This window comes from Spirillospora sp. NPDC048824 (genome assembly GCF_043198455.1).
Taxonomy (GTDB): Bacteria; Actinomycetota; Actinomycetes; order Streptosporangiales; family Streptosporangiaceae; genus Spirillospora.
The window spans coordinates 385,249-397,477 of sequence record NZ_JBICUS010000001.1 but is presented as its reverse complement, the minus strand read 5'-3'; the positions used below and the strand labels follow the sequence as shown (position 1 = coordinate 397,477).

General features: G+C 73.3%; 9 protein-coding genes. 4 read left to right on the top strand and 5 right to left on the bottom strand.

Annotated features, from left to right (window positions below; translation table 11 throughout):
- Window positions 1-31: 31 nt before the first annotated feature.
- Window positions 32-3,151, top strand: a complete 3,120-nt coding sequence (locus tag ACGFIS_RS01795; RefSeq protein WP_392906986.1) for a WD40/YVTN/BNR-like repeat-containing protein — start codon at window positions 32-34, stop codon at window positions 3,149-3,151.
- Between the two features lie 19 nt (window positions 3,152-3,170).
- Here ACGFIS_RS01795 and ACGFIS_RS01790 read toward each other — a convergent pair whose 3' ends face one another.
- Window positions 3,171-4,157 (bottom strand): glycosyltransferase, encoded by a 987-nt coding sequence (locus ACGFIS_RS01790; protein WP_392906987.1) that lies wholly within the window; start codon window positions 4,155-4,157, stop codon window positions 3,171-3,173.
- A gap of 229 nt (window positions 4,158-4,386) precedes the next feature.
- Window positions 4,387-5,829: an LCP family protein gene (locus ACGFIS_RS01785; RefSeq protein WP_392906988.1), complete on the bottom strand. Its 1,443-nt coding sequence runs from the start codon at window positions 5,827-5,829 to the stop codon at window positions 4,387-4,389.
- A gap of 109 nt (window positions 5,830-5,938) precedes the next feature.
- On the opposite strand from ACGFIS_RS01785, the gene ACGFIS_RS01780 reads away from it, so the two are divergent.
- Window positions 5,939-6,880, top strand: a complete 942-nt coding sequence (locus ACGFIS_RS01780) for a DUF6177 family protein (protein WP_392906990.1) — start codon at window positions 5,939-5,941, stop codon at window positions 6,878-6,880.
- Between the two features lie 94 nt (window positions 6,881-6,974).
- Complete coding sequence (locus ACGFIS_RS01775) at window positions 6,975-8,411, top strand: DUF1266 domain-containing protein (protein ID WP_392906992.1); 1,437 nt, start codon at window positions 6,975-6,977, stop codon at window positions 8,409-8,411.
- A 33-nt stretch (window positions 8,412-8,444) separates the two neighbouring features.
- On the opposite strand, the gene ACGFIS_RS01770 is transcribed toward ACGFIS_RS01775, so the two are convergent.
- A complete protein-coding gene (locus ACGFIS_RS01770; RefSeq protein WP_392906993.1) occupies window positions 8,445-8,909 on the bottom strand; it encodes a hypothetical protein in 465 nt (154 codons plus the stop codon).
- Between the two features lie 248 nt (window positions 8,910-9,157).
- Between ACGFIS_RS01770 and ACGFIS_RS01765 the strand changes: the two genes are divergently transcribed.
- Window positions 9,158-9,958: a hypothetical protein gene (locus ACGFIS_RS01765; RefSeq protein WP_392906994.1), complete on the top strand. Its 801-nt coding sequence runs from the start codon at window positions 9,158-9,160 to the stop codon at window positions 9,956-9,958.
- Window positions 9,959-10,012: 54 nt separating this feature from the next.
- On the opposite strand, the gene ACGFIS_RS01760 is transcribed toward ACGFIS_RS01765, so the two are convergent.
- Entirely contained in the window at window positions 10,013-11,557 is a 1,545-nt protein-coding gene (locus ACGFIS_RS01760; RefSeq protein ID WP_392906995.1) for a MinD/ParA family protein, read from the bottom strand.
- Between the two features lie 370 nt (window positions 11,558-11,927).
- On the bottom strand, window positions 11,928-12,224 hold the full coding sequence (locus ACGFIS_RS01755) for a hypothetical protein (protein WP_392906996.1): 297 nt from the start codon (window positions 12,222-12,224) through the stop codon (window positions 11,928-11,930).
- Window positions 12,225-12,229: the final 5 nt, after the last annotated feature.

The window sequence follows — 12,229 nt, the reverse complement described above, 5'->3', positions numbered from 1 at the left end:
CAAACGACGCAGGGCCAAGGGGAGGGCGGGTGTGACTCCGAAGGGGACGCCGGACGACGAGCACGGGGACGGCCTGCCCGAGGAGGGCTCGCCGTCCCAGCACCTGCCGGGGCCGCCTCCGCCGCCGCAGTGGCTCAACGAGGTCGACGACGAGGACGACGAGCAAAGCGGCACGGGCGACCGGGGCAGCCAAGGCGAGGACGACCTGGCCGGGCGAACCGAGGTCTTCCGGCGAGACGCGGCGCCGGCAGCGCCGCCGCCGACCGAGTCGGCCGGCAACATCGCCGACCTCACCATGACCGACTTCTCCCGCGGCACAGCGACCGGCGCCCCGGACACCGGCGAGCCGGAGGCCGACGAGGACGAAGGGCAGGACCGCACCCGGGTGGAGCGCCTCCCAGGGGCTGCGCAGCAGGACGCGCAGGCTCCGCCGGCTCCCCCTCCGTTCCCGTGGGCGCAGCAGATCCCGGGCGAATCGCCAGCACCACCGGCACCAGAACCTCCACAGCCTCCCGCGGCGCAGTATCCCGCGCCCGTACCCCAGCCACCGGCACCTCAGCCGCCCCTACCTCAACCACCGGTACCTCAACCACCGGCATCCCCCGCCCAGGCGGCGCCACCGCCGTTCCCATGGGCGCAGCAGATCCCTGGCACGCCGAGCCCTCCGTCCCCCGGGCCGTTCCCATACGCCCAGGAGATCCCCGGGCAGTCACCGGCGCCCGCGCCCCAGCCGTTCCCATGGGCGCAGGATGTCCCCGCCCCTGGAGCGTCCGGCAACCCGGTCTCCGGTACACCCGTCGCACCGCCGCCTCAGGTCGAGGAGCCCTGGCGGACGACGCCCGGGCCCAGCCGTAAGGGGATCAACAAGAAGATCCTCTTCGGCGTGATCGGCGGCGTGGCCGCCGCCGCACTCGTCGCGGGCGGAGTGGTCGTGCTGCTCGGCATGGGTGACGGCCCCGCCGGGAGCGGCGAGGACGCACGGCTCGCCGGCAAAGTGTTCGCGGCGGATCCGGCCGCCCGTTCCGATGGCCGCGACCAGGAGCTCACCGGTGTCGCGGCCTCCGGCACCACCGTGGTCGCCGTCGGCGGCGAGGCCGACCCCGGCAACTACCGGGGCGTGTTCTTGGTGTCCGCCGACGGCGGCCGCACCTTCGAGGCCGCCCGGGTCGAGGGCCTGGACGGCGGCGAGCCCGGCTCGACGGAGATCCCGAGGGTGGTCGGCGGCGGCCCCGGCGGCTGGGTCGCGATCGGCACCCGGCCGGGCGGCGGCGCCGTGTGGACGAGCGAGGACGGTCGGACGTGGCGACGCCAGCCCGACGCGGCGGGCGACGTCTTCGGCCCCGGCAACCGTGTGTCGCAGGTCATCCGTACTGACAAGGGTTTCCTCGCCATCGGCGAACACTCCCGCAAGCGCGACTTCTCCGACTCCGTTCCCGCCATCTGGCTGTCGGCCGACGGACGGAACTGGGACGCGCTGACCGGCAAGCAAACCGGACTGCCGCTGCGCGGGAAGGTCGTGGTGGAGGAGGTCGCGTTCAGCGGCGGGGTAGTGCTGATGGAGAGCCTGCACGCCCCGGATCCGGACAAAGCCACGTTCCACCGCGCATGGCGATCGACCGACGGTGGCCGCACCTGGTCACCCGCCAAGATTCCCGCCCCGAAAGGCACCCGCGGACTGAAGATCGGCGGCGGTCCGACGGGGCTGGTGGCGGTCCGCGAGGTCAAGTCCGGGAAGTCGTCCTACGGGCAGGTCTACACCTCCAAGGACGCCGACGACTGGACCGAGGGCGGGAAGCTGGAGTCGGCCGACTACAAGCGCGTCCACCAACTGCTGGCCACCGGCACCGGCTTCACGGGCATCCTGCAACGCGAGCGCGACCTGCTGATCTCCCGCTCGGCGGACGGCGAATCCTGGCAGGAGGCGGGGACGCTGCCTTCGGCCTCGGGCCGCATCCTGCTCGGGGCGTCGGCCACCGGCGAGCACACCGTCCTGGTCGGCCGTGACCCCGGCAACGGCGACCTGAACGCTTTGCTGGCGGTGCGGGGCGCGAACGGCACCGAGATCCCCGTCGACCCGCTCAAGATTCCCGGCGCGTTCCGCAACGACCGGGCCGTCACCGCGGTCGCCGCGGAGGGCGCTCAGGCGGTCGCGGTCGGCAGCACCGGCGGCGACGCCGCGATCTGGACGTCGGCGGACGGTTCGGCGTGGAAGCGCGCCCGTTTCTCCGGCGGCATCTCCCGCCCGGCCCTGCAGCGGCTGCTCGGCGTGACGCGCGGCGGCGCGGGCTGGCTCGCAGTCGGCGACGGGGGCGGCGCACCGCGCGAGCCCCTGGTGCTGACATCGGCGGACGGCAACATCTGGAAGCCCGCCGACACCGATCCGGTGTTCGAGCAGAAGGGTGAGCTCCACCTCGCCACCCATGGCGTCGCAGCCGGCCCGTCCGGCTATGTCGTCGTCGGCGACGACGGGCTGTCCGGCGCGATCTGGTTCTCTCCCGACCTGAAGACCTGGCAGCGCGGCAGCGGTGCCGGGCGCAACGACCTCACCGCGGAGAAGAACGGCAACCGCTGGATACGTTCGGCCGCCGGAGGCGACTTCGGCTTCGTCGCGGTCGGCGGCATGCGGAACCCGGACACGCCCGGTCCCGGCCTCCCGGCCGTGTGGACGTCGCCGGACGGCAAGAAGTGGAAGCTGCAGGAGCTCAAGCTTTCCTCCGGCCTGTCGCAGGGATGGCTCACGCATGTCGCGGTCAAGGGCAACGTCCTGGTCGCAGCAGGCGACGCGGCGGGTACGTCCGGGACGACGGCCCTCGCCTTCATCTCCAACGACGGCGGTACAACCTGGCGCGAGAGCCGGCCGCCGATGCCCGACTCGACGGAGTCCGTCCGGGTGACGGCCGTGACGACCACGCCGCAGGGCTTCACCATCTCCGGCGCCGCCGGAAGCACGGGCGCGTCCAACGTCGTCACGTGGACGTCGGCGGACGGGTCGTCGTGGGAGCTGCAGACACCCGGCGGGGACGTTCTCGCCGGGACGGGCCGGCAGGAGATCACGGGCCTGACGCCGTTCAAGGGCGCTCTGCTCGGCGTGGGACGTAGCGTCTCCCGCTCCGGCGAGCAGCCCGTCCTCTGGAGCCGCCCGCTTTCGTGACCGTTCCCGGCGCGGCGGCTCAGCCCTCCTGGCGCGGACGGGCGGGGTCGCGGCCGGGAATGCTCTCGTGGCCGTCGGCGGCGCCGGTCGCCGGGCGGGCATGGCGGGGTATGTATCCGGGCTGTACGGCCACCGTCACCCGGCGCGCGTCCTCGCGGTCGCGGGACCGGTTGCGGCGCGCGCCATAGGGGGCCACGACGCGGCGGTAGAACGGCTTGCGGATCATGGTCGGGACCAACCGGTAGCCGCCGCGCACCATCACGTTCCGCAGGTACTGCGGCTGTGAGATGAAGCCCTCGCGCAGCATCTGGCGTTGCAGCCGCAGTTCCGAGCGCAGCAGGTCGCGGCCGCCGCGCCGCTCGTACGCCCCGTCCCCCACCCGGTAGTAGACGAGAGGCTCGGCGATGTTCACCACCCGTGCGCCGTTCACGATCATCCGGACGAACAGCCAGTAGTCCTCCATCAGCGGCAGGTCGCCGTAGCCGCCGGCGGCCACCACGGCGCTGCGGCGGTAGACGACCGTCGGGTGGTTGAACGGGTCGTGCAGCCGCGAGTAGCGGGCGATGTCGTCGGGGTCGCTCGGCGGGGTGCGCTGACCGACGATGTCGGAGATGTCGGTACTGAATTCCAGCAGGCCGGCGCCCACGAGGTCGGCGCCCGCGCGCACCAGCGGGACCTGGGTCTGGAAGCGGTGGGGCATGGCGACGTCGTCGGCGTCCATCCGGGCGACGATGTCGTGGCGGGCGGCCTTGAGGCCGGCGTCCAGGGCGGGTCCGAGGCCGCGGTTGCGCTCCAGGCGGACGAACGACACCTCGACGGGGCTTTCGGTGACCAGTTCCCGCAGGCAGTCCGCCAGTTCGGTCGGGACGGGGCCGTCCTGGACCAGGACCACCTGGTCGGGCCGGAGCGTCTGCTCGTGCACCGCACTGCGGAAGGCGCCCCGTGCGTGCTCCGCGCGATCACCGCCGTAGACGGTCATCAACAGGGTGAAGGCTTCGGGCTGCATGCGTCCGTTCCGGGGGGGGCGTGGGCGCCCGGCAGAGCCCTGTGCGGGGGCGGCTCCTGGGGGCAGAGGGTCGGAGGGATCGAGTGCGCTGTCTTACATGTGACGCTTTAAGGCGGTTGCTGGGTTACCCGCCGACACGATACCGATCGGCGGTGCCGGGTGTGGCCCCGGTGGCCCGGATGCGGCCTCGGTGGCCGGGGTGCGGCCCCGGTGGCCGGGATGCGGCGCGTCAGGTTCGGGCGCAGGCGTCGCGGTCGGCGCGGATCTCGCCGGCGACCTTGGGGACCGCCTTGTTCACGCCGCGCAGGTCGGCGCCGTCCTTGCCGATGACGAGGTAGACGTAGCCGGGTTTGGCGGACTGCCAGGCGCGCGGTTTGTGGCCGGGCACCGCGATGGCCATGCGGGCGGCCTGGCGCTCGGCGCCCGCGCCGTACAGGATCCGGGTGCGGGCGTACTGCTTGCGGCTGGTGCCGACCTTGACGACCTGGAAGCCGCGCTCGGTGAGCTGGTCCGCCGTCCGCTGCGCGAGGCCGTGGACGCCGGCCGCGTTGTAGACGCCGACCCTGACCTGGGCCGGAGGGACGGGCTTGACCTGGTTCTGCGCCGCCACGGGCGTCGGCGGGGCCGGCTCGGGGAGCTTGTTGTCCTCCCGGACGGCCCGGAACAGCGGCTCGGCGCGCGCCCGGTCGAACTGGACGCGGTTCCTGTCCTGCGGGTACGCCTGCACGGGGACGGTGACGAACCGGACCTTCCCGGCGCTCATGCCGCGCAGGCTGCCCGCGAGCTTCTGCATCACCGAGAGGGTGAGGTCGTCGTCCGCCTTGATCGAGCTCGCGGCGGCGGAGAGGAAGTCGTAGGTGCGTCCGGGGTCGGTGAGCATGCCCTTGTCGGTGGCCTTCTTGACCACCGACGCCATGAACGCCTGCTGCCGCTTGATCCGGTCGAGGTCGGAGCCGTTGCCGAGCACGTAGCGGGTGCGGACGTAGCCGAGGGCCTGCTCGCCGCGGACGACCTGGCGGCCCGCCTTGAGATGCAGTTCGGCCTTAGGGTCGTCGACGCGCCGCGGGACGCAGATCTCCACGCCGCCGAGCGCGTCCACGACGCGTTTGAAGCCGGCGAAGTCCACCTCGACGTAGTGATCGATGTGGATCTTGGTGAGGGACTCGATCGTCCGCCAGGTGCAGGCGGGGCCGCCGTTGGAGAAGGCCGCGTTGATCATCCCGAACTGGGCGGGGACGGTGCTGCCGTCCTTCTTCTTGCAGGGCGGCATCTGCACCATCGAGTCGCGCGGGAAGCTGATGCCGATGGCGCTCTCGCCGCCGGGCGAGATGTGCAGCAGGATCGTGGTGTCGGAGCGCTGCCCCGCCTCGACGCCGTAGCGGGCGTTCTCCCCCTGCCGGCTGTCGGAGCCCATCAGCAGGATGTTCAGCGAGTTGTTGAGTTTCTCCGGACGGTCGTCGCCGAGCCGGCCGTCGACGTTCTCGCGGTCGATCTGTCCGTCCAGCCGCCGCCAGAACCCGTACGCGGTGAGGCTGCCGGCCACCAGCACCACCGACATCACGATCGACAGCCCGCCGAGCACACGCCACAGACGCCCCCGCACCGGCGTTTCCGGTGACGGCGGGGCGGTGTCCGCGTAGTAGACGGAAGACGGCGCGGCGGCTCGCTGCATCCGTAACATTTCAGCACAGATTGGACACAGGCCACCCTCGTCACAGGAAAGTCGGCCCCCCCACCGGGCCGTCCGCCCCGGCGGCCCCTGGCACTAGACTCCGGTGAAGATGAGCACAGTAGACGCGCTGACCGACCAGGCCATGGTCGTTCTGCAGGACCGCCCCCTGGTGGCGCTGAGCGCCTGGCTGAACAAGACCCTCGGCGACTGCACCGCGAGCGGCCGCACCCTGCAGCTGATCACGCCGCTGGACTCCCGGCTGTCGCTCCCGCTGCGCACCGCCGCGTCGGGCGACGACGTGCAGTGGGTCGTCCGCAACGGCGACGCCTACTACGAGGGCCTGACCGGACGGCCGCTGAAGTGGAACGGCACGACGTTCGTGCCCATCCCCGAGGCCCGCGACTACGCGCCCGGATTCACCACCCGTCCCACCGCCCCGGTCGGCTCGCAGCTCACCCTCGTCTACCGCACCAGGCACGGCGCGGAGGGCGACCTCGGCGGGCCCGTCGAGCGACTGCTGCAGCTGCTCACCGGCAAACCGCCCGGCGCGCTCGGACCGGCCGAGCCGCTGGAGCACCCCTGGCGCAGCGACCGGTTCACCGAGTACGCGCGGGGACGCGCCACCGCGCGGCTCCTCGTCGGCGGCGATGGGCCCCGCCCCGCCCAGGCGATCTGCGACTTCACCTCCAGCGAAGGCGGCGCCGTCGCCGAGGTCAGCACCGTCACCATCGGCTACATGCCCGCGGACCCGCCGCCCCTCCAGCACCTGCCGACCCTCGTCGGCGCGCTGGCCGCCGAGCAGACCATCGCCTCCCTGTTCGTCCAGCTCACACCCGGCCGCGCCGACCTCACCACCGAGCCCCGCTGGACCGGCGCGCCCGCACCCGTCGCGCTGGCCGTCGCGGGGACCGTCACCGGGCCGAACGGCATCCCCGGCCAGCAGGTCGGGCCCCCTCGCGCGCCGCTGACGTTCTTCCCCCTCGGGGACGGGCGCTCCCCGGACGGCTGGCAGCGGCACAGCCACCTCATGCAGCACCTCCAGTCGGGCTGAAACGCCCGCGCCGGCCGCCCCTCCCGTACCCGCCGCGACAAACGGCACAAAGAGCCGATGATCTACCGGTAAGGGATGATGTACGGTCCTGCCCATGGGACAGGCCGCTCAGCTCGACGCGCTTGAGCGGGCCGTCGAGGGGACCCTCGCCGAGGGGTCGTTCGAGTTCGACGGCGACAGGGCGGTGCTCCGCATCGAGGGGTCCCTCGTCCTGACGGCGACCTGGTTCCTCTCCCTCGGTACCGGCGGCGTCGCGCTGCTGCTCGCCGGGGCCGTGCTGTCCCTCACCGGCCTGCAGGACGAGGCGCGGTGGGCGCTGGCACCCGGCGCCGGGCTGCTCGGCTGCGCGCTCGGCTTCGTCCTGCTGCGCTTCACCCCGCTGTTCGACCTCAAGGCGATCTACCCGCCCCCGGCGCTGGAACTGCGGTTCGCCGAGCAGGCGATGGTGCACCGGCGGACACGCGTCCCCTTCGGCGAGCTGCGGCCCGAACACCTGGTGTGGAAGAACGGGCGGTTCTTCCGGCGGCTCTACGTCCGGCACCCGTCCCTGCGCAAACAGCTCGCCGGGTTCTTCGGCAGCGAGGAGCGCCAGGCCGAGGAGTTCCGGCGGCGGCTGTGGGAGCTGATCTCCGCGCCCGATCCGGCCGGCGCCCTCGCCCGCGGCGACCTCACCCCCGTACAGCACTGGATCATCGCGGCCGGCGCACCCTACGGCGCGATCAACGGGTTCCGGCTGGACCGCCTCGGCGCCGCCCCCGGCGAAGCCGCCGCGGCCGCCGACCGCCGCACCGCCCAGGAGCTCCTCCAGGACCCCTGGGGCGCCTACGACCTCGAACAGCTCCTCGGCGCCGTCAACTGGCTCGTCCAGGACGGGCACCGCGCCGACTTCACCCAGGACGCCGTCCTCGCCGCCCGGCCCCCCGCCGCGCAGGAGGAGTACGGGACGCTGCTGCGCGAGGTCGACGACCTCATCGCCCGCGACATGCTCGAACCCCCGTTCGTCGAGCGGCTGATCGAGCTGGTGCGCGTCCGCTACGGCGACGAGGGCGCTTCGTACGCGCGGCTCGTCCCGCGGCTGCTGCGCGACGAGCCCGGCGCGGACGTCAGCGAGGAGGGCGCCGAACTCTCCCAGTTCCTCCACCGCCTCTTCAACGACCGCAACCACGTGCAGGAGGAGCTGCACCGCCTGAAGGCCCTCGCCGACCCGGCGCTGCGCGCCAACGTGGGACGGTTCCTGATCTGGGACTACGGGCGGGCCCTGATGCTCTACCGCTGGGGCCACATGATCGGGTGGCTCACGGAGGAGTACTGCTGGGAGCGAATGCTGCCGCTGGCGATCGACGTCCAGCGGCGCTACTCGTCCTGGCGGGACATGGCCACCTGCTACCTGCAGGGGCGGCTGCTCTGGTCGGGCGGCGGCGGGAAGGCGCAGGACGAATACGAACGGCTCATCGAGGAGCTCGCCACCGAGCCTCGCAGCCCCTGGAACCTCGTCCCCTGGGACCTCGATCTGACGCGCGACTGGGCCTGAGCGCCCGGCGGCGCGCCCTGCGTCCGGCGGGGCTCAGCCTCCGATGACGCCGCCGTGGTACGCGGCGCCGTCCTGGCCCGGGGCCCCCGCCGCCTGGCCTCCGCCCTGGCCGGACGCCCTCCAGCTGCGCGCCGGGGCCTCGCTCGCCCCGTCCGGGTAGACGACGCCGCCGGCCCAGTGCACGAGCGACTCGGCGAACCTGCGTGCCACGCGCATCGCGTCGGGCAGGTCGGCGACGGCGCGGATGTCCACCCACCACACCGGCGCGCTGACCCGGTCGGCGAACTCGGCGCCGAGGAGCCGCCGGATCTCGCTCTGCGCCGACACCTGCACCGCGTCCTCGATCGAGACGAGCAGCCGGCCCTCGGCGTCGTACATCAGGGTCGGCTCCGGTTCCCCGCCGCGCAGTTCCAGCGGCTCGCCCATGGCGATCATGCCGTCGGCCACGGCGTGCACGTCCGGACGGCGGCGCACCAGCGCCACCAGGTCACTGCTCATCGGGTCACCCCGGCATCGGGTGGACTGAGCGGGCCGTCGCCGTGCGCGGCGACCGGTCGCCGGCTTGTGTCAGACACGTGCCTCCCCTCTCCATCGCAACCCTATGAGACATCCGCACGCGCCGCCGCCGTCCCTGGCACGCGCCATCACGAGACATACCTACCATCCCCTGCGAAACCGCCAACGTCTGCCCGCTACTCTGGTCCGATCTCACCCGGCACCCCGCACGGATCAGCTCGGAGCGTTCCATGAACTCCCCCCAATGGCCCGGCCAGCCGCCCGGCGGGCCGGGATTCCCGCCACCACCGGCGCCGCACGGCCCCCCGCCGATGCCCGGCGGTCCCGGTTTCCCGCCACCCCGGCGCGGCGGCGGCGGACCACTCGTCCCGCTGCTGATCTTCGGGCTGGTCGGGGTCCTCGCCCTGCTGGGCCTCGGAGCGTTCGTCGTCCTGGAAAGCAACGACGACGACCCCGACGGGACGACCACGTTTCCGACCTACACCCCCGCCACCCCGTCCTACTCCCCCGAGCCCAGGCCCACGGAGTCCAGGACCAGCGAGACGCCGTCGACCCCGGCCTCGGTCCTGTCCACGACGATCCGGACCGCGAAGGGCAACACCTTCACCCGGGCGGGCACCCGCACCTCGTCGTGCACGAGCCGCGCCAACACCAAGCTCCGTGCCGCACTGCACTCACACCCGTGCGTCGGGGTGATGCACTCTGCGGTCTACGCGAACCCGACCAAGAAGATCATCACCGCGGTGTCGATCGCGAAGTTCTCCAGCCCGTCGGCGGCGAGCAGCGTCAGCCGCGTCACGTCCGACAAGGGCTGGCCGAAGCTGCTCACCCCGTCCGACGCCAGCGGCCTGCGGCAGCCCCGGCCCGACCCCGCCTACTGGACGCGGTCGTGGACGCAGGGCTCCAACGTGATCTACGCCCAGTCGTACTGGTCGACCGGTGCCGCCACCGGCGGCCGCACCAGCAGCGTCTTCGCCACCGCCGGTGAACTCGGCGTCGAAATCACCAACACCCTCGTCTGGACCGACTGACCCCGCGGCCGCCTCGCCTCGCCTCGCCGGACCGCCGGGGGCGCCGAGGTCGGCTCAGCGGACGCCGCCCGCGGCCAGCGACCGCGAGAACACCTCGTGCACGATGCGGGTGATCGCGGTCCGGGCGGCGGCGGAGACCTTGGACAGGTCCACCGAACTGCCGGTCGCCAGGTGCCGGTCGTAGGGGACGAAGATGACGGGCAGTCCCCACGCGGCCAGCATCTGGTGCGCCCGCTGCAGGTCGGCGCCCACCTGGGGGGCGTGCGACACCATCGCGATCACGGTGCGGCTCAGCGGGCCCCCCTGATCGTTGTTCGCGTACCACTCCAGCGCTCCACGCGCGCTCAGGGCACCGTCGACCGTGCCCGGGGTGACGAGCACCAGGCCGTGTGAACTCGACACGACGCCGCGGTTCACCTCGGTGAGGATCCCCGCGCCGCAGTCGACGACCGTCGCGGCGACATAGCGGCTCACCGAACTGAGCGCGGTCTGGAACATCTCCAGCGTGAACTCCCCGGCGATGCGCCCGCCGCGCGTGGACGACAGGACGTACAGGCCGTCGGGGGTCCGCGTCAGGAAGTGCTCCGCCTCCTGGAACGTGTTCGGGTTGTGCGCCGCCAGGTCGAACAGCGACAGCTGGGGGCGGACTCCGAGGCGCAGCGGCAGCGACCCCAGCTCCGCGTCCGCGTCCGCGGCCAGCACACGGTCGGGCCGGTTCCGGGCCAGCTCCGTCGCCAGCAGCGCGGCCATCGTCGTCTTGCCCGCGCCTCCGCGGACGCTCGCGACCGCGATCTGCCGGGCGCTCGGCACCGACCGCTGCATCAGGTCGGCGAACGCGGCCCGCTCCCTGGCCTCCCGAGCTCCGCCGCCCATCGCGTTGCGGACGCCGCGTCCCATGCGACGGGCGAGAGGGTCGCCGTGCTGGTTCTTGCGGACGAGGTCGTCCGCCGGGACCGGCTGCCCGGGCCCCGCCTGCTCGGGCGCGGCGGGATGGGCGGGCGCCGGCGGCACGGGCATGCCGGACGAGGCGTCCGCCGGCCCCTGCTCCGGCTGGACGGCGTCACCGGAGGGCACCGCGCCGAGCACGGGATTGACCGCCGCCGCCCAGTCGAACTCGGAATGAACGAACGGCTCGGCCTGCTGCGGCTCGGCGGGGGCGTCCGCCCCTCGCTGCGGCGCCGCCGGCTGCGGGGCGGGCTGCTGGGGGGCGGGTTGCTGCGGGGCAGGCTGCTGGGGGGCGGGCTGCTGGGGGGCGGCCTGCTGGGCCGCCGGCTGAGCGGCATCCGGCTGAACCGCCGGCGGGGGCGGCTCCGGCGACTGCGGGAGCAGCGGCTGCGGCTGCGGGGCGCCGGACGAGGACTGCGCGAACTCCGCGGGCGGAGCGAACGGGGGCGCCTCGGGGGACGCCGACGCCGCTTCCGGGGACGGCAGCTGTGCGGGGGCGGCCGGGGGCGGCGGCTCGGGCGCCGGGCGCGGCGGAGCCTCGGCACCCCACGACCCTTGCGCCACGCTGGTCGGGGCCCCGTCGAGCGACTGGAATCCACGCCCCGAGACGCCGATGTCGCGCAGGACGGCCTGCTGCCAACTCGAGTCGGTCACCTGCCTCCCCTCTCACCGGTCAGCCTACGAGAGGACCCGCCGCCCCATGTACCGGGACCGGGCGCGGACCCGCCCTCAAGGCGCAGAAACATCACCGCACAAGGATCTCACCGAACCGAAAGTCCCATAGTGGCGTCTAAACCTGAAACCGCCAGGAGCCTCCAGCTAATCTGTCCTCAGCACCGACCGCGCCCCGCCGCGAAACCTCCCCGGAGCGACCATGCCCCCCACCTCGGCCCGGCGAAGGACGCACCGTCCCCACCGGCCGGGACGCGCACCGAGCCCGGCGTCGGCCACACGGACTTCCCGCCTGCCTCGTGCTTCCCGCCTGCCTCGCGCTCGGCCGGCCCGGCGGCGGGGAGGGAACGGATCAGCCGCCCTGGCCCGGCCCGGCGTTCTGCGCGTCCTGTACGCCCTGCCGCCGGGCGATCGACGCCTCGTACGCGGCCAGCGCCCGCTCGCCGCCGGGACGCAACTCGAACCGGATGCCCCGGTCGCCCTCGAACGGGTTCCGGTGGTCGAACCCCGCACGGTAGATCTCGTTGGGCACCCGCTCCGGGAAGGCGTCGCAGTAGGGGATCCAGCGGTCGAGCGACGACTCCGCCCCCGGGTTGGACCTCTTGTGCAACCGCACGCAGGCGTCACAGATGTTCGGCTTCCTGCGCATCGTCC